26 protein-coding genes are annotated in these 24,562 nt (G+C 30.8%); 6 read left to right on the top strand and 20 right to left on the bottom strand.

Going from position 1 to position 24,562, the window contains the following annotated elements; translation table 11 throughout:
- Positions 1-85 precede the first annotated feature (85 nt).
- From FF125_RS09090 to FF125_RS09100, 3 genes are all read right to left on the bottom strand, one after another.
- Positions 86-742 carry a carboxymuconolactone decarboxylase family protein gene (locus FF125_RS09090; protein WP_138949473.1) on the bottom strand — a complete coding sequence of 219 codons (657 nt, stop codon included), beginning with the start codon at positions 740-742 and terminating at the stop codon, positions 86-88.
- Between the two features lie 149 nt (positions 743-891).
- Complete coding sequence (locus FF125_RS09095; RefSeq protein WP_138949474.1) at positions 892-1,095, bottom strand: dodecin family protein; 204 nt, start codon at positions 1,093-1,095, stop codon at positions 892-894.
- Between the two features lie 289 nt (positions 1,096-1,384).
- Complete coding sequence (locus FF125_RS09100; RefSeq protein WP_138949475.1) at positions 1,385-1,879, bottom strand: hypothetical protein; 495 nt, start codon at positions 1,877-1,879, stop codon at positions 1,385-1,387.
- A gap of 185 nt (positions 1,880-2,064) precedes the next feature.
- Between FF125_RS09100 and FF125_RS09105 the strand changes: the two genes are divergently transcribed.
- The 3 genes from FF125_RS09105 to FF125_RS09115 are packed head-to-tail and all read left to right on the top strand — an operon-like array spanning position 2,065 to position 2,968.
- Positions 2,065-2,397 (top strand): YtxH domain-containing protein, encoded by a 333-nt coding sequence (locus FF125_RS09105; RefSeq protein WP_138949476.1) that lies wholly within the window; start codon positions 2,065-2,067, stop codon positions 2,395-2,397.
- 2 nt (positions 2,398-2,399) lie between these two features.
- Positions 2,400-2,750 carry a hypothetical protein gene (locus tag FF125_RS09110; protein ID WP_138949477.1) on the top strand — a complete coding sequence of 117 codons (351 nt, stop codon included), beginning with the start codon at positions 2,400-2,402 and terminating at the stop codon, positions 2,748-2,750.
- Positions 2,747-2,968, top strand: coding sequence for a DUF6327 family protein (locus tag FF125_RS09115; RefSeq protein ID WP_138949478.1), 222 nt, complete (start codon positions 2,747-2,749; stop codon positions 2,966-2,968). The genes FF125_RS09110 and FF125_RS09115 overlap by 4 nt, the downstream gene beginning before the upstream one ends.
- Before the next feature lie 9 nt (positions 2,969-2,977).
- On the opposite strand, the gene FF125_RS09120 is transcribed toward FF125_RS09115, so the two are convergent.
- From FF125_RS09120 to FF125_RS09160, 9 genes are all read right to left on the bottom strand, one after another.
- Entirely contained in the window at positions 2,978-4,048 is a 1,071-nt protein-coding gene (locus tag FF125_RS09120) for a response regulator (protein ID WP_138949479.1), read from the bottom strand.
- Positions 4,045-6,450, bottom strand: a complete 2,406-nt coding sequence (locus FF125_RS09125) for a PAS domain-containing sensor histidine kinase (RefSeq protein WP_138949480.1) — start codon at positions 6,448-6,450, stop codon at positions 4,045-4,047. Before FF125_RS09125 ends, FF125_RS09120 begins: the two co-directional genes overlap by 4 nt.
- A gap of 70 nt (positions 6,451-6,520) precedes the next feature.
- Positions 6,521-7,573, bottom strand: coding sequence for a mechanosensitive ion channel family protein (locus tag FF125_RS09130; RefSeq protein WP_138949481.1), 1,053 nt, complete (start codon positions 7,571-7,573; stop codon positions 6,521-6,523).
- A 116-nt stretch (positions 7,574-7,689) separates the two neighbouring features.
- Positions 7,690-8,457 (bottom strand): patatin-like phospholipase family protein, encoded by a 768-nt coding sequence (locus FF125_RS09135; protein WP_138949482.1) that lies wholly within the window; start codon positions 8,455-8,457, stop codon positions 7,690-7,692.
- Positions 8,458-8,842: 385 nt separating this feature from the next.
- On the bottom strand, positions 8,843-10,915 hold the full coding sequence (locus tag FF125_RS09140; protein ID WP_138949483.1) for a hypothetical protein: 2,073 nt from the start codon (positions 10,913-10,915) through the stop codon (positions 8,843-8,845).
- 216 nt (positions 10,916-11,131) lie between these two features.
- Positions 11,132-11,743, bottom strand: a complete 612-nt coding sequence (ribA, locus tag FF125_RS09145) for a GTP cyclohydrolase II (protein WP_138949484.1) — start codon at positions 11,741-11,743, stop codon at positions 11,132-11,134.
- 61 nt (positions 11,744-11,804) lie between these two features.
- A complete protein-coding gene (locus FF125_RS09150) occupies positions 11,805-11,990 on the bottom strand; it encodes a DUF5320 domain-containing protein (RefSeq protein WP_138949485.1) in 186 nt (61 codons plus the stop codon).
- Positions 11,991-12,046: 56 nt separating this feature from the next.
- Positions 12,047-12,424, bottom strand: a complete 378-nt coding sequence (locus FF125_RS09155; protein WP_138952484.1) for a NifB/NifX family molybdenum-iron cluster-binding protein — start codon at positions 12,422-12,424, stop codon at positions 12,047-12,049.
- 24 nt (positions 12,425-12,448) lie between these two features.
- The gene (locus FF125_RS09160) at positions 12,449-12,847 is read right to left on the bottom strand and encodes a DUF134 domain-containing protein (RefSeq protein WP_138949486.1); all 399 of its coding nucleotides are present in this window, start codon (positions 12,845-12,847) and stop codon (positions 12,449-12,451) included.
- A 361-nt stretch (positions 12,848-13,208) separates the two neighbouring features.
- Between FF125_RS09160 and FF125_RS09165 the strand changes: the two genes are divergently transcribed.
- Together FF125_RS09165 and FF125_RS09170 are read left to right on the top strand one after the other, a co-directional pair.
- A complete protein-coding gene (locus FF125_RS09165; protein WP_117880441.1) occupies positions 13,209-13,667 on the top strand; it encodes a tRNA (cytidine(34)-2'-O)-methyltransferase in 459 nt (152 codons plus the stop codon).
- A gap of 59 nt (positions 13,668-13,726) precedes the next feature.
- Complete coding sequence (locus FF125_RS09170; RefSeq protein ID WP_138949487.1) at positions 13,727-15,082, top strand: exonuclease domain-containing protein; 1,356 nt, start codon at positions 13,727-13,729, stop codon at positions 15,080-15,082.
- Between the two features lie 114 nt (positions 15,083-15,196).
- On the opposite strand, the gene FF125_RS09175 is transcribed toward FF125_RS09170, so the two are convergent.
- Entirely contained in the window at positions 15,197-15,523 is a 327-nt protein-coding gene (locus FF125_RS09175) for a hypothetical protein (RefSeq protein ID WP_138949488.1), read from the bottom strand.
- Between the two features lie 167 nt (positions 15,524-15,690).
- On the opposite strand from FF125_RS09175, the gene FF125_RS21890 reads away from it, so the two are divergent.
- Positions 15,691-15,834, top strand: coding sequence for a hypothetical protein (locus tag FF125_RS21890; RefSeq protein ID WP_175418898.1), 144 nt, complete (start codon positions 15,691-15,693; stop codon positions 15,832-15,834).
- A gap of 34 nt (positions 15,835-15,868) precedes the next feature.
- Here the strand turns inward: FF125_RS21890 and mddA are convergent, their stop codons facing one another.
- The 7 genes from mddA to FF125_RS09205 all read right to left on the bottom strand — a co-directional run bounded on the left by mddA (position 15,869) and on the right by FF125_RS09205 (position 24,537).
- Positions 15,869-16,600 carry a methanethiol S-methyltransferase gene (mddA, locus tag FF125_RS09180; protein ID WP_138949489.1) on the bottom strand — a complete coding sequence of 244 codons (732 nt, stop codon included), beginning with the start codon at positions 16,598-16,600 and terminating at the stop codon, positions 15,869-15,871.
- Positions 16,601-16,695: 95 nt separating this feature from the next.
- The gene (locus FF125_RS09185) at positions 16,696-17,901 is read right to left on the bottom strand and encodes an alpha/beta fold hydrolase (protein ID WP_138949490.1); all 1,206 of its coding nucleotides are present in this window, start codon (positions 17,899-17,901) and stop codon (positions 16,696-16,698) included.
- Between the two features lie 243 nt (positions 17,902-18,144).
- Positions 18,145-19,248, bottom strand: a complete 1,104-nt coding sequence (locus FF125_RS09190; protein ID WP_138949491.1) for an acyltransferase family protein — start codon at positions 19,246-19,248, stop codon at positions 18,145-18,147.
- Between the two features lie 421 nt (positions 19,249-19,669).
- Entirely contained in the window at positions 19,670-19,798 is a 129-nt protein-coding gene (locus tag FF125_RS22220) for a hypothetical protein (RefSeq protein ID WP_262710562.1), read from the bottom strand.
- 189 nt (positions 19,799-19,987) lie between these two features.
- Positions 19,988-21,205, bottom strand: coding sequence for an Lcl C-terminal domain-containing protein (locus tag FF125_RS09195; RefSeq protein ID WP_138949492.1), 1,218 nt, complete (start codon positions 21,203-21,205; stop codon positions 19,988-19,990).
- Positions 21,206-21,461: 256 nt separating this feature from the next.
- Complete coding sequence (locus FF125_RS09200) at positions 21,462-22,523, bottom strand: ligand-binding sensor domain-containing protein (protein ID WP_138949493.1); 1,062 nt, start codon at positions 22,521-22,523, stop codon at positions 21,462-21,464.
- A gap of 271 nt (positions 22,524-22,794) precedes the next feature.
- Entirely contained in the window at positions 22,795-24,537 is a 1,743-nt protein-coding gene (locus FF125_RS09205) for a prephenate dehydratase domain-containing protein (protein ID WP_138949494.1), read from the bottom strand.
- Positions 24,538-24,562 lie beyond the last annotated feature (25 nt).

Genomic DNA, 24,562 nt, shown 5'->3' on the forward strand with positions numbered 1-24,562 from the left:
TAACAGTGTAAAGGTGTGAACATATAAGCAAAATTAAAATGACCTAGATCAGTTCATAAATAGTATTCTTTACTTACTTCTCATTTCATCCATTTTGTACGTTTGTTTTATTTTTATCAAATCTGACGTTGGGCAATCCAAACAGACCTCTTAAAAGACCATGAATAATAGCAATAGGTAATAGAAGGATACCTATTATGAGTGTACCAAGTTCAAAAACCAAGGAGCTATCTGTGTATGGTTTTCCTTTTAGTCTCGAGTGAAATGCACTCAATGGAATTCCCAACATATTCCCAACAGTTATTATTTGAACTACAGAAAGTATAATACGTGCTTCTTGCTTACCATATTCTTTAATAATAGCATCGTAAGCATATTTTTTAGGATAACCTCTTGAATCTGAATAATGTTGAGCGAACAGTATTGCTATGGCTTCTTTTGGTTTTGTAAAATGATTTTCACCACCTAAAAAGCTATTTATTTCTTTACCACTCATGCCTAGACGTAAGGCCATTTTAGCATGTCCATAGGAGCAAATGGCACAACCATTTACTTCGGTTACGGCCAATTGTAAGCGTTTTACAAAATCTTTATCAACCAATTGGCTTTTGTTATTTTCAATCATTCTTATCATTGCTTTAGGGATATAAATAAAAGCACGGTACATTTCTCCTAAACCGAATTTATTTTTAAACGCTGATCGAGAGCTTATGGCTTTTGGTATGTGTATATCTGCTTTCATTTTTAGATGATGTATCTATTATTTTTTAAGCAACTCCTTTATACTTAATTGAAACAAAATCTGTGGTAGGCAAAAAAGGTTCCATTAAAGCAAATCAATAATGAATTTATCTTTAAGGAACCTTCTTCCTAAATAATTTTAATTTATAACTAAGCCGTAATGGCAAAAGTTACTTTTGTGGTCACACGGTATTCCGCTACCTGATTGTTATTAACTGTTGCTTGCATGTCTTTTACATAAACAGATTTAATGTTTTTTACTGTTTTGGAAGCTTCTGTAACAACATTTTTAACCGCATCATCAAAACTTACGGTAGAATTCCCTAATACTTCAATTACTTTTAATACTGACATAACTAAGTGATTTTAAAATTAATATATCAAAAGTAGAAATCAAATTTATTATACGAAATGATCTTGATCAGGAAACGAAAATAAGTAGTAACATGCTTTATATTAAAATAAAGAATTGATGACTTCATTTTGAATATGGAATATTCAATTTGTTTGTATTTTGATAACTATAGTCGAATTCCGCTTAAAGTAATTTAAAATGTGTTACTATTTTGGTGTTAGTGTTAAGGTTGAATGGTAGCGTAGGTATTTTATTTTTTTATGAACCATAAACTTTGATGTAACTGAACTAAACCTCTTCTAACGCCGTTTTTAAATGATGTAAATCATCATCAAAGCCTCTTATAATCAGTAAATAATTCCCATTATGTAACATCTCTATAAAAGTATCTGCATTTGTTTTTCCAGCACCTAAACCTCTTAATATACCATTTAAGCCTACGGATATACCTCCTAATGCTTTTCCATTAATTTCATGCATAAACAAAGAAGTTAATGAGCCAATAATATATACAGTGCCTATCTCAGGGTTTTTAAATATACCAAACTCTATGGCAGAACCCAGCACTTTTTTCCAATACTCTTTTAATTGTTTCTCGAATTGAATTTGGTCTTTTTTATTTTTAAAAGACTGTTCATTGGTAAACATACTAAGAATAGATAATTGAGAATTAATTTCACTATCATTCTTTAAAATATCTATTGCCGTTATCAATTTTTGTAATTGCGAAAATGACTTAATAAGAATATGTTTCTTTTTCGGATGTTGCACACTATAACTCATAATCAATTTTTAAAAGTATTAACGTTTTTCTAATAATACTTATGGGAGCTAAATTAATATGTTAATTAATTACGATGAATGACCTGGGTCATTTTTAAAGAGAATTTACCTGTTTATTTTTGTAGTGTAAAAATTGATTTATTAATCCGTCTGCCTTTGTTGGTAGACATCTAAAAATTTAAATTATGTCAAATACTAGTGAAAATGCATTATTCGCATTGTTAACAGGAGTTGCTATTGGGGCTGGAATCGGAATTCTATACGCACCTGATAAAGGTAAAAAAACCAGAAAAAGAATTAAACAAAAAACAGAAGATACCAAGCATATTATTTCTGATCGAATTTCTCATGCTAAAGAAGAATTAACAAAAGCCGTTAATGAAAAAAAAGAAGAATTTGAACACAAATTAGATGATACCATTTCAACTATGAGTGGAAAAGCGGAGGATATTATTGATAGCTTAGAAAATAAGTTAGAAGAACTTAAAACCAAAAATGCTCACTTACAAAAAAATTAGTTATGGCTTTTGAAGAGTTAAAAGAAAACTTATTTGAAGCAGATGTTAATATAAAATCCTATGCAAAAAGTAGCGAGGAATATATTAAGCTTAAAAGTTTTAAAGCACTTATGATTAGTATTACTTTTATTACCAAATTACTAATTATAAGTGCTTTGGTAGGCATAGCATTGTTGCTTTTATCACTCGCATTAGCAATCTTTTTAGGTGAAGTTTTGGACAATCTTATTTTAGGCTTTTTAATTGTTGGTTTGTTTTATGCTTTGATTGGGCTCTTGGCTTATTTTTTAAGAAATAAGGTAAATAGTCCGTTGTTGAAAAATTTTTCTAATTATTATTTTAATAAGTTATGATACCTACTAGTTATACATCATTTGAAGAAATAGATGAGCAGTTAAAAATTTTAAGTCTGCAAAAAAATATTTATAAAGAGTTGATTAAATTAAATTTAAAAAGCTCTAAAAACAATTTAAGACCAGAAAGTATAAAGAATGAACTTAAGGGGCTTGCACAAGAGAAAGTATTGGCTTTTGTGGTAAATAACGTATTAAAAAAATTAAGAAGGAATTAGAATAACGTATTATCCAAATTCCGCTACTTCTTTTAGAGTTTCTTTATTTAAGATTACGAGTCTTCTACCAGACTCTACCCCAATTAATCCTTCGTTTTTGAATTCGGTTAACATTCTAATGGCTGTTTCTGTAGCTGTTCCTATGAGTCCTGCAAAATCTTCTCTAGGTATACTGATACCTTTATGTTCTTGATCTTTAATCATTCCTTTTGCATCAAGTTCAAGTAATGTTTTCGCTGCTTTTTGACGTACAGTAGCAAAAGCCATATCTACTAGTTGCTCTTGTAAATGAATCATATTATTAGAGATCATACTAATAAACTTATTAGAAACGTCTTTATTATCATATAATAGTTTTGTAAAATCTGTTTTGGGTATTTCACAAATTTCAGCATCTTCTAAAACAGTCGCCGATTCTATATAGGTTCTATTGTCACCTAAAAGAGATAGTTGACCAATAAAATCTCCATCTCTATATAAACCTGTTACAAATTCTTTCCCTGTTTCTGTAGATCTATAGGTTTTTACAGTACCACTATGAATAAAAAACATTCGATGTGCCGCATCTCCTTCAGTAAAAATTACTTCTTTATTTTTATAAAGTTTAAGGCTTCTGTCTTTAGAAAGATCTTGTAAATCTAAATATTTTGATGCTTCTTTTAGAAACTCGTTTACACCCTCAATATTGTTAGAAAATTTTCTTTTCAAAAAGGCATTCTTTTTTAAACGACTTTTTATAGCACCTAACAGCTCATCTTCTTCAAAAGGCTTTGTTAAATAGTCATCAGCTCCTAAATTCATACCTTTTCGCATATCCGCTTTTTCGGCTTTTGCTGTTAAAAATATAAATGGAATACCTGCCGTTTTCGCGTTTTTACTCAAACTTTCAAAAACTCCATATCCATCCAATTCTGGCATCATAATATCACATAAAATGATATCTGGCATAAATTGATTCGCCTTTACAACCCCAATTTTTCCGTTTTCGGCAGTGCTAACTATATAATTTTCCAGTTCTAATATGTCGGCTATATTTTCACGAACATTTTGATTGTCTTCTATTAAGAGTATTTTTTTCATTTTTTTTCATTTTTTAATGGTAGCTCCACATAAAAAGTGGTCCCAATATTTAAATCACTTTTTAAGCTAATAGTACCTCCCATTAATTCTATATATGACTTTACGATATTCAGTCCTAATCCAGTTCCTTCAATATGTGTAGTGTTCTTGGCACGAAAAAAACGTTTGAATAAATTCGTTTGATCCTCTTCAGGGATCCCAACCCCTTGATCTGTAATTTCAAATAATAAACGTTGCTTTTCGGTTGCTATATTAAAAATAATCTCCTTGTGTTCTTGAGAATATTTAATAGCATTAGATAACAAATTAAAAACAATATGTTTCAAAAATTTTTGATCTAAAAACACTTCAATACTTGGTTTTTGATGCTTTAAGATAATGGTTTGCCCATTCTTTTTAATACCTTCAATTTCTTCAATTAAAGAAGTTGAAAATTCTATAAAATCAAAGCTTACAGGCTCAGCAACTACTTTACCTTCTTGCAATTTACTTAAGGATAGAAAATCATTAAGAATTACAACTAAATTTTTAACACTTGCCCTAATTTTAGATACATAGTTTAATCTTCTGTCCTCATAGCCAGGAGCATTTAATTTTTCAATTAATATGGCAGAAGATAATATAGCACTTAAAGGCGTTCTGAATTCATGAGAGGCCATTGAAATAAATCGTGATTTTAATTCACTCAATTCCTTCTCTTTTTTTAATGTATTTAATATCTCAATCTCAATTTCTTTTTGATAAGATATATTATTATACACTAACAATACTTCTTCTATTTTTTTATCAATATTAATAAGTGGTGTGGTATTGACCATATACGATCTATCTTGAAATACAACTTCAAAAGAACAATGTTCTCCTTTTAAGGTTTTTACAATATGATTTTTAACTTTTGTACTTACCTCTTGCGGTACTATTTGAACATTTCCAATAGTATCTCCTATTTTCACGATTTCTCTAAACCCTAAATCATCTAATTCTTCCCCTTCAATAAATACAATTTTTAAATTAGAATCTACTACGACAACAAATCCCTTAGGAAAATTTTGTGCAATGTTAGAAAGTAGAATTCTACTCGATAAGGTCTTGCTTTCGGCAGATTGGGTTATCTGTATTTGATCTCCTAGGCTTAAATTAGACTCTACTAATTTTTGAACTGTAGAGGTAAGTTCTTTGGTACGCTCTGCTACTTTTTCTTCTAATTGTACAGTCAGATTACGCAGTTCCTTTTCACTTTCTATTAATTTTTGTTCAGCTTTTTTTCGTTCTGAAATATCATTAGTAACACCAATTACACGTTCAGGAATACCATCTATGGTTGTAAATAGACTTCCTTTTTCATGTAACCAATGCACTGATTTATCGGGGTGTACTATGCGATATTCTATGGTGTAATTTTTCTTATTCTTTATAGCATCTGTCACTACTAATTTTACATTTTCTCTGTCTTCAGGATATATCTTCTCTAAAAAGGATTCGAAAGTAATAACTTTTTCATGTTCTTTTAAACCCAATAAATAACTTTGGTAAGTATCTCTAACTATTCTATTGGTAATCAAATTCCAATCCCATGATCCAAACTCGCCCACTTCTAAGGCTAACCTTTTTCGTTCTTCACTTTCTTTAATAATTTTTTCGGCATTTTTACTTTTTGTAATATCTCGAATAATAGACAAATAATCACCATCATCCGTTTGAACTACCCTTGATTCTAAATGTTTCAATTCACCATTTATAATAAGAGAATATTCAACAAATTGTGTCTCTTTAGTTTTTTTACAATTAGAAAAAGCTTTTCTTATTTTATGACAAACTTTTTTAGGAAGTAAAGTATCAATGTTTTTGCCGATATGTTCATCGTAAGGAGCAACAAGTTGATTTTTTTTTGGGGCATGTATTTCAAGGTGATTCCCGTCACTATCATAAAGAATCATTAAATCAGGTAAAGTATCTAAAATGGCTTTATTTTGAGCTTCTTTTGTTACTAATTTTTGTTTCGTTATTTTATACTTTTCTAGAATATTCTTAGAAATATCGATAATAAAAAGAATCAACATTTGTTTACCATCGATGTTTACTGAATTTATATTTATTTCGATGGGAAATTTTGTACCATCATACTTTACACCAAACACATCAAAATCTTTTCCGAAGCATTTTTTTTTGAGCTCTAAGGTATTCGTTGTATAGCTATATTCATTTTTAAGCTTAAGTGTCTCTGGTATTAGGGCTTCAATATTCTTCTCTTGTAGTTTATTCGTGGCATAACCAAACATAGTTTCAATAGCCTGATTTGCTTTATGAATCATTCCGTCAGCATCTATCACTAAAATACCTTCAAAAGAAGCGTTAAAAACGCTTTGTAAAATGACATTGTTTTCTAATTCATCTATAACCATATTTAATAGTTTCGATTTAATCCAATGTAAAGGATTAACAAATTTATAAATAGTTTCTTAAGAAAATCTATTAATTTTTTTTCATTTCCATTTTTCGTAATTGTGGTAAAAAATTTGGATACGATTTTTTAATAAAATCAATTAATTCTTCTCTAATCTGACATCGTAAATCCCAAGTGTCAGAAGCGTTTTTGGCACTGAATGCTGCTCTCAATTCCATTGATTGAACATCAGAATTTGTTACTAACAAGTTGGCCTCTTTTTTGTCCCATAAAGGATTACTTTTTAAAATATCCAATAATTTTGCTCTTAATTCTTTTACTGGAAACGTATAATCAACATATAGGAAAACGGTTCCGATAACGTCAGCTGAGTTAAAGGTCCAGTTAACAAACGGTTTATCATTAAAGTAACTTAAAGGTAATACCAATCTGCGTTTGTCCCATATTTTTATAACCACATAGGTAAGTGTAATGTCTTCTACTTCACCAAACTCTCCTTCAATAACAACTTCATCATCAATTTTAATCGGTTGGGTAAAAGCAATTTGAAACCCGGTAATTAAGTTTGCGATTGATTTTTGTGCGGCTACACCTACAATAATACCAATAACACCAGCAGATGTTAATATGGTGGTGCCTAATTTTTTGGCAGCAGGGAAATTCCACAAAATGGCAGCACAGGCCAGTGTAATAATTATTATAATGGAAATACTTTTTATAAAGCGGAGTTGTGTTAATACTTTTCGGTCTTTCGTTTTATGGTTGGTGTCAATGCTAAACTTTTGTTTTACAATTTCTTCAACTGCATTTAATGAAGCAATTACTATCCATGAAAAATTGATTATAATTAGAGCTTCAACAACCTTGTGCCACAGCGGAATTAGTTTTAAATATAAAAGGAAACCATATATAAATAAAATTGGCAATAGAAACTTTGCAGGTGTTTTTAAATGTTTTAGAAGTTGTTGTTTTAAAATGGTTGGTTTACGTTGGTTACCAAGTTTTAAAAATGTGAAAATTAACCACCTTAGTGCTAAACCTAAAAGGATACTAGCTACTATTATTACCAGATAGGTAAGCCATGATTCTTCACCAAAAAATTTTGAAATACTATTTTCCATATTATTTCCTTCAAAATATTGATACTTTTATCAACGTAAATGATTAAAATCATTCCATGATAAGCTTTAAAATATGTGTCTTTTATTCTATACTATTTTATTACGTAGTGATTACCTTAATTTTCAATAAACAATTTATTCTCTTTTAATAACGCTATTGTAGAGGCATAGCCAATTTCAAAAATAGCTTGGACATTATTCATACTAAAGGTGCTGTAATCGCTCAATACCTCTGGTTTTACAATTAAATCGCAATCTGAAAATTTAGCGGCGGACTCTGCAACAGATTTTATTTTATAGGCTCTTTCCACAACATTATAGGAATGTTTTAAATTTTCAATTTCAATTTTTTTTAATGGATTTACAAACACCCCAATTATTTTATCACAATCATTTTTTAAAGGTTCTACAGGAAAATTATTTAGTGTACCACCATCTACATAATAAGAACCTTCAATTTCCATAGGAGTGAAAACACCAGGAAAAGAAGCAGAGGCTAAAACGACTCTAATCAACTCTCCTGAATTAAAAATCTTTAAAGTACCTTTTACGATATCGGTAGCAGTTATATAAAGTGGTTTTTGCAACGCAGCAAAATTATCTTCCTTGAAATATACTTTAAAAGAATTATAGAATTTATCGGTATCGATAAACCCCGGTTTTCTATAGGCATACTTATGTCTATTAAAAAGAGTAATGGTTTTAAAGAAATTCAACATTTCTGACCAGTCAACACCAGCCGCATATAAAGCACCAACGATAGCCCCAGCACTTGTACCTGAAATGTGAGAAGGGTGAATTTTGTGTTCAGACAACGCTTTTATTACACCAATATGTGCAGCTCCTCTTGCTCCTCCACCAGATAATACTAAGCCAATATTCATACCTTTTCAATTATGATAACAAAGGTATTGCGAAATTTATAATTAAAAATGACTGAAGTCATTCTTAACTAATAAATTAACATATAGGTAAAAAAAATAATCAGGTTCCTTAAAAGATTCAGGTTTTTGTCAAATACATGTAGTATTAACAAATAAATTCAAGTAATTATGGATAGGAGAGGTGAAGTATTTTAAAAAGAATATGGAAGACTATCATTTAGGTATTCCATTTTTGTATTATAATTAAAGAAAAATCATTCCATACAATTTACCGTTATCAATGACAAGTAAATGTCTTAATACTATATTTTTAGGTTTGAAAATGATAAAAAAAATGTTGTAGTTTAAATTAAACGTAACGCTAATTCCTAATTGTTTTCATTATTTAATCTAATAATTCGGGACTACTAAGAATCAATTCTATTTTTTTAATAATTACAGTTATTTGATTCATTTGTAATTCTATATTTCTAAAATAGATACTGATATCTCTATTCACCCAACTTTCAGAAATAACCCTTGCCCCTAAACTAATTCTTAAAATGGCACTCTGAAAATCATTTCCATATTTCACATTTACCGCCTGTCCGATATGACATTTTTGGGCAGCAAGTCTAATTATTTCCAAGGAAGAATCTTTAAATTGATCCGATAAATCAGAATTTAATAAAATATAGAGCTTTTTTACATGATCAACAGATAGAGCTGTATCATTTTTAAGAATGAAAAAAGGAAAAATGGTTCGAATATTTCTTATTCCAAATTCTTTACTATTATAACTGTTTGTTTTAGTTTCATCACCATAAAGAGGTTGTAAAAATTCTGCATCATTAATAGAATCTTCAACGAAATTACAAAACATCTCAATGCCCATATTTCTATATAGAATAGGCGTTTTGAAATACCTTTCCATTTCAACTATAGCCGCATTCCAACGCATGTACGAACCATAATTAAACCCTTCTGATAAATCTTTGGAACAAAACCACGATGTTGGCCAATCAGAATGATTGTAGTATTTGGTTAAGCCTTCTGGTAATTTATTTTCTATAGAATGGATTAATTTACTAACACACTCGGGTAGAATTAATGCACCAGAATAGGGAGGACCTGTAAAGTATTTACTTCCAGTTATAGAGACAATATATCCTTTATTTAAATACTGCTGTATGTCTGATGGGTCTAATCTAAGTTGGGCTGCATCCACAAGAACTTGCATCGATAAGTTTTCAAGTGAATTCAAATCTTTCATCATTTTTTCACTAGGAGATTGATAGCCTAATTTTGATTGATCCATAGTATGTAAAACAACATGTCTGCCTAATGCATTCGTTTTAGAAATGGCATTAAACACTTCGGTATCTAATTGGCTGGAAGATTTTAAGGCACCATTCTCATCTCTAAAAGGGATTTGAATTAAATCAATATCTCTAAATCCTTTAATTTTATCGCCTTTTTTAACAGGATGATTTAATGCGGTTGTATTTTCAAAATGACACCCCTTTAATGCTGTAGGTACACCACTGCCTGTTTCATCAGAAGCGACCAAAACATGTGTAATATCTTTGTCTGAAATAATTTGCGTAATAGCAGCTATTTGGAGTGAAGAGTCTGTGCCTGAAGGAGAGAATATTATTTGACATTCATCTTTTAATCTAAAGATTTTTCTTAGATTACTCTTTAAGAGTTCAGAAAAATTAACGGTCGCATTTTTAAAGCCATTTTTCAAGCTATTACTTATTAAAATACTTCTGACCTTATCTGTTTTATCAAAAGCAAAATTAGAAACACTTGTTGCCGTTGATGATGCAAAAGTAAAAGCATCAGGTCTCGGAAATGGTCTACAACCATATTTATTTAGTAAATTAATTTCGTCAATATTTAAACGAAGATCACCACCGTCCATTAATAAATATTCAGTTGGTTTTGCTAAATTTTCAATAATTGGTTTCCATGATTCTTTAAATACTTTGGTTGATTTTTTTAATCCATGAAAGTCTTGTAATTTTTCATATTCTAATAAAGATTCTGTATGTATAGCCTCATCCTTTTTAATCAAATCCAATAAAAAATAACTAAGAGATTTTAATTTTTCTTTATCATCTTCTGGTAATAATTTATAAAATATACGTGTCACTTTAAGTGCTGCTATATCACATAATACCGTATCACTTTTATCACTACCTAACGCTTTATACCACAGTTGCCATTCTATACCATATCTCAAATAAACTAAGGCCAAAACTGGTTTGCTTAAATATAACGAACCAATTATAATAGCTTTGTTCGGTACAATTTTGAATACATCGGGTTGACTATTAGAGGTAATTATATTTATGTTGTTTAGCTTAGGAACTGTATTAAATCTTTTTAAAACGCGAACTAAATAATTCACATTTTCTTTTTCAAATAAACTTGTTCTTTTATATTGATCTTCAATAAGTATATTATTCGTCATAGGTGTTTTTGTTAAAAACATTCATCAGAATAAAGTACTATTCTGAGGCGTCTAAATTAAGAAAAATTAAAGTCTTATTTCTTTTCAATAAAAAAAGATATTCAGTGGTTATTGTTAAACAAAACCATTGATGTAACAAGACTAAATTATTAAATCTAAGTGACCAATTTCTGCATAACTAGAAGTTGATTCAGCTAGATGTTTTTGTTATTGTATTTATGTATCGTTTTCACTAAGTTGATGGCCCATTTGGGTTTCCTTAGTGCTTAAATAATCTTTATTGAATTCATTTGAATTTATTATGATAGGAATACGTTCAACAATCTTAATTCCACTTTGTTCTAATTTATTAATTTTATCAGGATTATTAGTCAAGAGTTTAATTTTATGTACTCCAAGGGCATTAAGAATATCGGCACCTACTTCATATTCTCGCTCGTCTGGAGCAAAACCCAGGTGTACATTTGCTTCTAAAGTATCCATACCTTGTTCTTGCAATTTATAAGCCTTAATCTTGTTCATAAGACCAATTCCCCTTCCTTCTTGTTGTAAATAGACGATGATTCCCTGTCCTTCCTTTTCAATTAATTTCATGGATGCGATGAGTTGTTCTCCACAATCACATTTTAAGGATCCAAATATATCTCCAGTAGCACAAGAAGAATGAATTCGCGTTAGTACATTATCCTTCGTTGAGATATTTCCTTTAATCAGCACTATGTGCTCTAGACCACTTATTTTTTCTTGAAATGGAATAAGTTCAAAGTGGCCATATTTGGTTGGCAGTTGAACTCTTTCTCCTTTTATAATAGATGTCTTTCTGACCATTATTCGTTTAATTTTCACCTTTTAAATTTAGACAATAAATACCAACATTAAAATAAAAAAACTATTCGTTTTTTTTAATGCTATTTTGTCGATTTTCTGTTGGGGTTGAATTACTTAACCCTTTCTTATTAAAAAAATAATTTTCTTCAATACTTTTTGTTTCCAGGTAATTTTTTTTACATCTCCCAAGTTTTTTACCTGTTTTTGGGCCTAAACCACCCGGACCTTTTTGATCTAAATTTGGCATAAATTATATATTTTAAGACGTGCAAGAAGCAAAATTTAATGTATCAAAAATTCCTTTTATGAGTGATTGCATTGGTGTTTTTTATGGTGAGTATGTCCACATGTTTCTCCACCATCAGTTAGTAAGTTACTGGTATACTCCTTCATTAGTGTATCTACATTACCAGAACAACCTCTAATTACATTAATGCCTAAACTATTTAAAACAGTAAAGGCTCCCGTTCCTATACCCCCAGCAATCATTACTTGAACGCCTTTTTTTGCTAATACACTTCCTATATTAGAATTGCAACCACAGCCTTTTTTAGAAGCTAATTCTTCCACATTAGTTATACGGTTATCTTCAGAAAGGGTATAAATATTATAAAACTTACAATGTCCGAAATGATCTTCAATTTGATTGTTTTTACCTATGGGTATGGCTACTTTTTTCATACTATTCATTCTTTTATTAAGTATTTAAATTTTATGTTCTCTACTACAAAATTTATCCTTTGATGTACACATGACCTTATCTTTTTCGCCTTCAACTAAGTTGTTGCAGTTTTTACATCGATACCATTCTTTGTCTAGTTCATAATTTCCACCTTCAATTTCAATTGCTTTTCCCTCAACAAATGCTTTAGTAATGGTTTTTAATGCCTTGTTATAAATTCGAGTAAGTGTAGGTCTAGAAATTTCCATCAATACGGCAGCTTCCTTTTGTTGAAGCATTTTATAATTAACCAAGCGTATACTTTCGTACTCTTCAAGTGTAAGTTGCACTGTTTTAAGTTTGCAACGAGGAATTCCATAAGGCTTAAAACCTTTCATAATTGGAGGTTGTAAAATTTTTCTGTTTTTTTCAGGTCTTGCCATATTTCTTATAAATGAAAGTACAAATATAATGAACGTACGTTCATAATAAAAGTAAAACAGATTTATTTTAATGATCCTATTTTACAACAGATTAAAATGTGAAAACTTAAGGTTTCTAAAAATTGTTATTGTGTTATTTTATCTGGTAATAATTTTATATTTATTTGACTTTTCTATATATTCTTACCTACATTTTTTTGCTGTCTGTGGGATGATTTTTAGATTTATATGAAAAAGAAAATTGGTAATACACTAAAGATAAATTAGAGGTAACAATATTTCCTATATTTGTTAAAGTCTATAAAAGATATGTTTGTCATTTGACACATATTCACGTATTGTTAAGCATAAAATTTAAAGAATGGGATTTAATATTGTATTAATTGAACCAGAGATACCTATGAATACAGGAAATATTGGTCGATTAAGTTTGGCATCAGGATCAACGTTGCATCTCGTAAAACCATTTGGCTTCGAATTAAATGATAAGAGAGTGAAAAGAGCAGGGCTGGACTATTGGAAGCATATTTCGCTCTTTATTTATGAAAGTATTGATGAGTTTTTCTCAATACATAAAGGTAAGCATTTTGCCTTCCTTTCGAGTCATGGTACTCAAGATTACTGTGCTATAGACTACAAAGACGACATGTTTCTGGTTTTTGGAAAAGAATCCGTTGGTTTGCCTAAAAATATAGTGGCAGAAAATCCCAATTCAGTATTTACTATTCCCTTATTTAGCCCTCATATTCGGAGTTTAAACCTAGCCAATTCTGTTAGTATAGTGGTTTATGAAGGGATTCGAAACATAAGAACACTTTAGAAAACTGTTTATTTATCCTTTAAAAATGGAACTTTAAAAATCAAAAAGGGAGTAATAATTTGAAATATGCAATTGTCGATATAGAAACTACAGGGCTAGGAGCAAAGGGTAACAAAATTACTGAGATTTCCATTTTTGTTCATGATGGTGAGCAGATTATTAAAGAATTTACCACATTGGTTAACCCCGAGTCTTCAATAAGTTACAAAATATCTGGACTGACAGGTATTACAAACGAAATGGTTCGTAAGGCTCCCAAATTCCATGAAATAGCAAAAGATGTAATTGAGTATACCGAAGATTGCATATTTGTAGCACACAATGTCAATTTTGACTTTAATGTTATAAAGCACGAACTTCAAGAGCTTGGAGCAGAATTTAAAAGAAAGAAATTATGCACCATCCGTTTGGCGAGAAAATTAATACCAGGACAACGTTCCTATAGCCTAGGTGCTTTGTGTACAAGTTTAGGTATTCATATAAAAAACCGACATAGAGCCCGTGGAGATGCTCAAGCTACGGTTATTTTATTAGAAAAGTTACTAGCTTTAGATTCTGGTCTTGTGTTTGATTCCTTTTTAAATAATAGATCAAGACAAGCAACATTACCGCCATTGTTGTCAAAAACAGTCATTGATAACTTACCAAACAAACCAGGAGTTTATTATTTTAAAGATGACAACAACAACGTAATCTATGTAGGTAAAGCAATAGATATTAAACAACGTGTGTTAAGCCATTTATATAGCAAGGCCAATAAAGAATTGAAATTATGCACAGAAACGGCTAATATTACGTTTGAACTTACAGGTAATGAATTAGTAGCCTTGCTATTAGAATCTCATGAAATTAAAAGGTTATATCCAAAATATAATAGAGCACAAAAGAAAAATTATGCCAGTTTTGGTTTAACCACCTACCAAGATTTAAGCGGCATTATACATATAACTTACAATAGATTAAAACTAATTTCAAACCCAATTTTAAAGCTGTACAATCAAACGGAATGTCGAACTTTTTTAGAAGAATTCTGTGAAGCACATGAATTATGCCCAAAATACTGTAGTTTACAGAATATTACAGGCGGATGTTTTCATTACCATATAAAAACCTGTAAAGGCGTTTGTAGGGATTTGGAAGAAGTTGAGTCTTATAATTTAAGGGTTAAAAAAGCACTTTCAAGTATCGAAAAATTGAATAGTACTTTTATTATTAAAGAAAAAGGTAGAACAGAGGAGGAGGAAGCAGTAGTGCTTATTAAAAATGGATTGTACCAGGGGTTTACTTTTGTTACTGAGAAAGAGGAAACCACCTCCATATTAGAATATGAGCAATTAATAGAACTCAAAGAAGACAATAGCGATACTCAACGAATAGTTAGACGTTATTTAGAAAAAACGAATTTTAAAGTTTAAATTTAAATTAAATGTTTTGAACCTTATATGATAGTGTATTTTCGTTATTCACGTTTTTTAGTACGATTTCTTCTTATAGTCAAATTTGTTTTTGACTTCTGCCTTTACAATTATTTAGATTAATTCTTTGTCAATTTCTGATATTAATTTCTCCACGTTTTCCTTAAGACCCGATTGCATAAAAATAAAAGTTTGAATGGCATCAATTGAATATCTTATTACTCTTTTATAAGCTTTGTTTGTAATGAATTGTTGATAGTTTTTTGGCTTAAAAGACCTATAGAATTCAAATGTTTCAAACTCTTCCATAAACATTGGCTTAATATAATTGGTATAGTGCTCTGTAAAATAGATGCCCTCATAAGATTTGTATATACCATATTGAACTCCATATAGATTTGAAACTGATGCTCTTATTGAATCATTAGAAATTAAAAACAATGCCGATTATTTAAGGTAGTTGAACGTAGTTTCGTTTGGAGAAAATATAAGGTATGGGTACAAATTTGTGAAATGATAATCTAAAGAGTCATGATATTTTGTGTTGTTTTCCATGTTGTTAATAATAATTTCGTTTGCAGTTTTGGAAATTATTAAAGACTCAATATTTGAGTTTATATCATCAAGATTCTGTGTTAATTCAAGCCGCAATTCTTTTAGAATCTGGTGTTCTAATTCATCAGAATGCCCGATTTCCGATGTGTCATGTTTTTACAACTGGTCATTATGATTCCAATAGCTATGACGAATAAATATACTTTTTTTCATACTGTTAGATTTATTGAATTATTTTTTTGTAAAGGGAATTATCATTGGAACTTCATTTTGGTACGTTTCATATGCTTCACCAATATACTTTCTTAGGTCTTTTTCTTCTAAATATTTTACCGCTATAAAAATATAGATGGTTGTTATTAGTGTAAAGAATAAATGCCCAACAGTCATTGTCGGAGTTGCCCAAAAGGCAATTAGAAATCCTAACATAATTGGATGTCTTACCAATTTATATAAATAGTTTGTTTGAAATTTTGGATTTGGAGTTTTTTTGTTTTTAAGGTTGTTATAAATTTGAGCTAAACCAAAAAGTTCAAAATGATTAATCATAAATGTTGATAGAAGAACTATAAGCCATCCTGCAAAAAATATTCCCATTAAAATAATAGATAAAATATCATTTTCGATTTTCCAAACTAGTATTGTGATAGGTTGCCATTGCCAATAAATTAATAGCAATGCCAAACTTGAGAGTAAAATATAAGTACTCCGTTCCATGGCGGGACTAAAGATGGATGTAAACCATTTTTTAAATTTAGGTCTTGCCATAACACTATGTTGTATTGCAAATACACTTAATAGAATTGTATTGGTTAGAATCGCTTTAAGCAAAGTTGGCTCAACACCGGAATCTATTGTTTTCGGAACAAAAAAATTACCAACAAAGCCTATGGCATATAAAAAAGCAACTAGAAAAATACAATAGGCTACTATTCCATATATAAAGATGATTGATTTTTTCATAATTTGTATTTTTGGTTATAATACAAAATTCAGCTAAAAGAGTTGATTTTGATATCCTTAAAAATCCAACAAATGTGTTCTAAGGTCCAAATATTTCATGAATGAATCTTCGATATAGATTTCGATTTGTATTGATTAGGAGTGAACTTGAATTTTTCTTTAAATGATTGAATAAAATGAGAGTTGTTTTTAAACCCACTCTCATAACATATTTGGTTTACGTTTAAATCGCTTTCAAGTAAAAGTGTTTTAGCGTATTCTAGACGCTTCGCCTTAAGCCATCTAAAAGGTGTCGTGTTAAATGTATTTTTGAAATCTCTTTTAAACGCTGATAAGCTTCGGCCACATAATTTGGCGAATTCTTCAACTTTTAAATTATATAAAAAATTTTCTGACATTACAATTCCTAGATCTATCCCTGTTTTGCTACTTTTTTGCTTTGTACTTTGAAACTCTGATTTATTTGGACGTATACCTGTAACAAATTCTTCTATTTCTGCTAAAATTAAATATGTGTCACCTGTCCAGAAAAGATGGTCTTTACCATTAAGTTCAACTAATTGGGAATTTGGAATGTGTTCTGCCAGATATCTGCCTTCTTCAACAAGTATATCTAAATCCTCTTTTCTAAATAGAAGAAGTGTTGGAACTTTAATTGAACCCAAAATTCCAGTCACATCAATTTTTACAGACTGCTTATGTAAAATTAATGCAGCTTTTGGGCTTCCACCGGAACGTAAATAACTAGCCAGCCAATCCAAAAAAGCACTATCATGTGCTAATGATGGAACTAATAACTTTAGTCCATCAAGATTTCCATGTGCCCAATTGTCTTCAATTGCTTTATTTGAAATTTCACGTTCTTCATCTGTTGGAGCCCAAGGATAATCTTTGGAATATCTGCGTTTGGCAAATATTCCAAAACCAATAACTCCTATGGTTTTTTGAGGATAATTTAAAGAAAATAAAAGACTAACTGAGCCTCCTTCGGAATGGCTAAATAAAAATGCCTTTTTTGAATTCGTAGCATCTAAAACGGCATTGATATCATCCATTCGTTCTTCCATAGTGGAATATTCATCGGAACGATCTGAAAGTCCTGTTCCTCTTTTATCGAAGATAATCAATCTAGAGAATAAAGAAAGCCTTGTTAAAAAAGCAGCAAGCCTTGGTTCAGCCCACATCATATCAATATTTGAAACCCAACCAGGAATGTATAAAATGTCGATTGATCCTTCACCTATCACTTGATAAGCAATATTAAAATCACCACTTTTAGTATAGTTAGTTTTGGGTTTCATATAGTTTTAATCAGTACAAGCTCCATACGTCCAAGAATTTCCGGAATGTTTGAAAGCATATATCTATTCTAGATATTACCAAATATAAGAAATATAGTTACGTTTAACTTGCAGTTTATTAACACTTTAGGTGGCCAAGTGAAAATATATTGATGTACCTATTAGGAAATCTATACCAAAGTACTTTTTTACCAAACGTATTATTTATATTAATTTAATTTTATCTAGGTTCAAACAAATGATTTAAATCTTAATAAATATTCTTTTTTTGTACATCCAGTAACAAATATACCAAAGCATAAAAAGCACCAAACAACTTAAAATAATTTGTGCGTTTAATTCGCCTGTCCAACCAAACAAGGCATTTGAAAATGGTAGCACTATTTTGTTGATGAGTTTGGCTCCCCCAATATGAGCAAACAGATAAATAAAGAGAGGATTCATACCTACTACGGTAAAAAATAACACACCTTTTTGATATTTCTTGACATCTATTAGCCAATAACATAAAGCGAGAGCAATCAACGACCATCCTCCACTAGCAAAAACGAAAGTACTGGTTGATATTTTTTTTATAATTGGGGTAAATGGACTTAGACCATAACCTATAATTAATCCAATGAGTCCCGCACCAAATAAAAACAGCAGTTTTTTCTTGGCAGAAAAATTACCTATAAGCAATTGGCCTGCCATAACACCCCAAATTGTATGTGCTGCAGTTGGAATGGCATTAAACATGGCCCAACCACCTCCATATTCTTCACCTGAAATAAGAATATTAAACCAAGCTGCAAAATTTTCTCCGTCAACAAATGCATTATTAAATCCTTCTACAGGAAAAAATCTAAATAAGCCTTCACTTATCAAAATTAATAGCATAGAGAAACCAATTTGAATGACTACAGGTTGGCGAATTACTAAAAAAGCCAAAATATAGGTAACTCCTAGTTGTGCTAATACATTTTGGAACCTAAAAACAATTTCTCCTGCATCAATACAATATAGCCCCCAACCCAAGAGCAACATTAAAAATGCCCTTTTAAAGGCATGTTTGCTTAATTGTTTATATGTATCTCCTTTTGCCATTCTTTTAGAAAAAGATAATGGCATTGCTACTCCAACAATAAACATAAAAAAGGGTTGGATTAAATCCCAGAAATGTAACCCTTCCCAGGTGGCATGGTGAAGTTGAGTTCCCACAGCATGAATTAAAGTTCCCTGAAATTGTGGCATTACGAAAAAAGAAAATAGGTGAGAAAACTCAGCAATAAGCAGAAACATAGTTAATCCCCTATAAAAATCGAGAGATAAAAGCCGGTCGTTTGATTTAACTTGTATTTTAGACATGTGTTATTATTCTAATAGATTTTAATTCGGGAATAGTAGCTTATTTGATTTCTTTTTATTGTAACAGTATTTTATAGGTAATCTTAGCAATCATTTTTTTTATTCGCTTTAAATATTATAATGATTAAGAGTCTTTTGGGTTCTTGAATCCAATTCTATATATCAATTTATATAATGGATTCAACTTTCTCAATTTTCCATCCAGCATAGTACTATTCAGTTTTAAAGTATCTGCAATCAGCTCGGCTTGTTGCTCAAAGTTATTTTTAATGCTATATAGAGTTTTCAGTTCGTTAACACTAATTTTATTTTGAAGGGATATTATACGCTTATGATTGCTTTCAGAAAAAAGAATATTCTGCTCGTATTTATTTAGCTTTGAAACATTAATTCTGAGCGTACCGTCATAAATGAACTTAATTTATAGATTCCTTTTCCAATAATCATTGTAAACTTCTTTAACAAAAGAATATTCAGGCATTTTTTCAAAACCGAATGATTCTACCAAAAAATGAAAAACCTTTTCTAAATTTTCTTCAATGACTGCCATAGGTTGGGAATATTTGATCATAAAGATTACCAAATATAAGAAATATAAGTACGTGTAGTTTATAGGGTTTATTGACTTAAGGCAGCCAGTAGAAAATATGTCAATGTTACTTGTTGAAACTTGTTTTATCTCTTTTTTCGCGTCAATTCATCTTCCGTAATAAAATTGTCTTTGTTTTTATCTCGTTTGCTAAAGTTTTATAGCTCTAACGCATCTCACATAATTATAAACATATCTAATATCTCCCTGAGGACCAAAGTATTGAGGGTAATCATTAATGTCACCACTCTTTGGGTCACTTCTTTGACAACCTGCACCGTGAACATCTAAAAGAACACCATTCATTTCTCCTAAGCCTTCACCAAATGCAATATAAACGGCACCACTGTATGGATTTACACCATCTAAATGTGTTGTACTGGTCCAAAAGAAAGGATAATGTCCACCAGAATTGTCATCAGGGTAGTTGATTTCTGTAGTATCAAATATTGGGTTTATGGCAGGAGATTTAGTAGTCTGTGGTGATCTTGTATAATCAACTATACTTTGTAATTCTTTGGCATTAGGTAACCTCCAATCATTGAACGAAGCTAATTCTAAATTTTCAGAATATTCAAGGGCATCTTCCCAGTCTCTAGAAATTCCATCATCTGCTTTTTGCCACATTAGGCCAGTAGCTAAATCGCTAATAGTACCGTCTCCATTATCAATAAAATCATTTTCTCCATATGCTGTATTGCCACGAACCATTCTAAAATACATTTCATTCTCAGCCCCAGATGCAGGTTTAAATTTTGGGTAACCTTTTATTCTACCATCAATAAAGTTTACACCAAATACTGTTTCGTCTGTATTCATTGTTAGCCCTACATATGCTGTTGATGACCACGTCTGGGCATCAATTTCTCTTTCTCCAATGCTTACATCACCAATAGGTTGATTGAAATAATTGGTATCGATAAATAGATCAATTGCGGTTTCACCTTGCACCCTTCCTGTGAAATTAATCAAAGAGTAGAGTTCTTTTAACGTTGGGACTCTCCAATCGGAATAATCACCTAAAGTAGAATTTTCAGCTTTGGTAAAGGCGTCATCAAAAGTGATTTTATCACCCATATCTTTTTCCCAAATTAATCCGGTTATATTATCGGTAATTGTACCATCACCATTATCAGTGTAATTTGGTTGGTTGCCTGAGTAGGTTGCATCTTGCCCATAAAAGGCTTGGTTTGATAAGGGTTCAGCAATAACTGAAGTATTATCGTAAAAGTCTTCAACTCCTGTATCTACAATTTTATAGCCCGTTATGGAATTTTCTTTAGGAATTGTATTGTTATCATCTTTGCTACAGGCTATTGAAAAAAGTAATAAACCAGATAGTAAATAAAGGTATTTGTAAGCACTCATAATTTTATAGTTTTATTTTAGACTATAAAAAAATAACAAGGTTTAAAGGATGTTTTTTATTTTTTGTCAACTAAATATTGCGTGGCACGGAATTAGAAAAGTAACTGGGTTTATGTAGCTAAATTTATAAATAAAACACAGACAGAAAATCTGTAGGGACTATTCTAAGACAAACTGAAGATTATATAAAGGTAGGGGAGTAGAGGTAACTTCGGTTTCAGCCAATTATGTGTTTATGGTATGTTCATATTTCTTTTCAAAACTCTTTGGTAAATGATTTTCCATTAAACTTATAAACGCCACCATCTGCCATACCAAAAAGTAAATTGTTCTCATTGTCATTATAGATACACCAAATCATTGAGGTTGTAAGCTTGTCATCAATAGTGTAGTTTATCATTGATGTTCCATCATATTTCCAAGCTCCGGTGTCTCGGTCTCCAAACCAAATATTACCATGACTATCTTCTGCAATAGTAAAAACATGTTCAAGTGTTCCTGCTGGAGAAAGGTCACCATTTCCTGAACTATTAGTGTGAATTAATCCTTTTTTTTCTGAAAAGTTAATTGTCGATTCCCCGTTGTACAGTAATACACCAATTCCATTATTTCCTATCCAAATCTGCCCTTTTGAATCTGCTAGTACACTTCGTATATGCAACTTTTCATTGTCTTTAAGTGCCAATTTTCTTTTATCAAAATTAGTTATTGAGCTACCATCAAAATAGAATAGAGCGGAATAAGTAGCTATCCATACGTTACCATTTTTATCTTTAGAAATGCCTGTTGTTCCATATGAATTATTAGTGTTTTCATTCTTTGGCTTTGGGATACTTAAATAATTCATATTTGTTCCGTCATAGAGATGTATTCCTTCTTTTTCTCCAGCACTAAACCATAAATTCTCAGCAGTTGCCTTCCATTCCAATTTTGGGGTGTTAGGTTCAGTTGAAAAGTTTGTAAACGTTACTCCATTATACATACTTATTCCGTTTGCCGTTCTAAACCAAATATTTCTATCAGGATCTTCTTGTATAGAACGGATTTGATTATCAGGTAAGCCATCCGTTTGGGTAAAATATTGATAAGCTTTTCCATCATAATAACTGACGCCTTCTTTTTGACTTCCAAACCAATAATTTCCTTTACTGTCTTGTAATATTGCCCGAATTCCAGAAGTGAATTTTAAAGTGTTGGTTTTAAATCGAGTTACAATTTCAGAATTACTAATTTCCTTTGGTTGAGATTTTTTTTCAACACAGGCAACGTTCAGTGTTAAAAGGAGCATTATGATAATTAAATTAAATAAGTTGTTCATTTAGATTTTCTGATATGACTCGACTTAAAATATGGTTTGCAATAAAGGGATATATGTACCCTTACATATATCTATATTAGAGATTATCAAATATAAGAAATATAGTTCGTTGTAGTTTATGGCTTATATAGACTTTTGGGAGCCCATTGAATACAAATCAATATTATTAGGTAAATTTTTATCACAGTATTTCACTGTAACCCGTTTTTATCTCTTTTTTCGCGTCAATTCACCTTCTTTATTAAAATTGTCTTTGTTTTTATTTCGTTTGCTAAAGTTTTATAGCTCTAACGCATCTCACATAATTATAAACATATCTAATATCTCCTTGAGGGCCAGAGTATTGAGGGTAATCATTAATGTCAACACTTTTTGGGTCACTTCTTTGACAACCTGCACCGTGAACATCTAAAAGAACACCATTCATTTCTCCTAAGCCTTCACCAAATGCAATATAAACGGCACCACTGTATGGATTTACACCATCTAAATGTGTTGTACTGGTCCAAAAGAAAGGATAATGTCCACCAGAATTGTCATCAGGGTAGTTGATTTCTGTAGTATCAAATATTGGGTTTATGGCAGGAGAATTAGAAGTCTGTGGTGATCTTGTATAATCAACAATACTTTGTAATTCTTTGGCATTGGGTAACCTCCAATCATTGAACGAAGCTAATTCTAAATTTTCAGAATATTCAAGGGCATCTTCCCAGTCTCTAGAAATTCCATCATCTGCTTTTTGCCACATTAGGCCAGTAGCTAAATCGCTAATAGTACCGTCTCCATTATCAATAAAATCATTTTCTCCATATGCTGTATTGCCACGAACCATTCTAAAATACATTTCATTCTCAGCCCCAGATGCAGGTTTAAATTTTGGGTAACCTTTTATTCTACCATCAATAAAGTTTACACCAAATAATGTTTCGTCTGTATTCATTGTTAGCCCTACATATGCTGTTGATGACCACGTCTGGGCATCAATTTCTCTTTCGCCTATAGTTACATCACCAATGGGTTGATTGAAATAATTGGTATCGATAAATAGATCAATCGCGGTTTCACCTTGCACCCTTCCTGTGAAATTAATCAAAGAGTAGAGTTCTTTTAACGTCGGGACTCTCCAATCGGTATAATCACCTAAAGTAGAATTTTCAGCTTTGGTAAAGGCGTCATCAAAAGTGATTTTATCACCCATATCTTTTTCCCAAATTAATCCGGTTATATTATCGGTAATTGTACCATCACCATTATCAGTGTAATTCAGTTGGTTGCCTGAGTAGGTTGCATCTTGCCCATAAAAGTCTTGGTTTGATAAAGGTTCAGCAATAATAGGTAGTGATTGTATTTTGGACAAATTCATATTGAAGTCCGCAAAAATACGTAAAATATCAGATAAGCTACCTGTATGATGGTGTGTTATAAACGGTATGGACGCTTTATTAATTACGTTTGGTGTTTCAATTTTTCCATTCTTTTTCTTTAAAATAAAAAAACGAGTATAGTTTTGATTTCTAGTTTGTATTTTACTTTCTATAATATTCAAATTATAAATTTCAGCAGCTTTCTTACTCGCAATTGCTGCAATTCCTATTAATTTTTTATCTTGAATTTGTTTAGCTACCTCGGCAGTATCAGATGCCTCCACCAGCCTAATTTCAGGATAATCTCTAAAAAATATTCTACATTGTAGTATTGCCATTGGATGCGACCAAACTTCTTTAATGTCTGTTAATGATTGACCTTCCAACCCCATCAAATTATGTTGGATAGGCAAATGCACCTCGCCTTGTATTTTTAAATCGAATTCATTAATTAAAGCATAATTAGATAAAATTGAACCAACCAAGGTGTTTTCTATAGCCATTACCGCACCATCAACTTGATTAGCGTTAATTAATTGTGGCATTTCATCAAATGAAAGACACTCCGTAAGTTCAATGTCTTTACCAAAATATTGATGTGCCACAATATGGTGGAATGAGCCCAATATACCTTGAATTGCTATGTTCATATAAAATAAAATTCCTTGAACTGAT

The organism is Aureibaculum algae (assembly GCF_006065315.1).
Lineage (GTDB): Bacteria > Bacteroidota > Bacteroidia > Flavobacteriales > Flavobacteriaceae > Aureibaculum > Aureibaculum algae.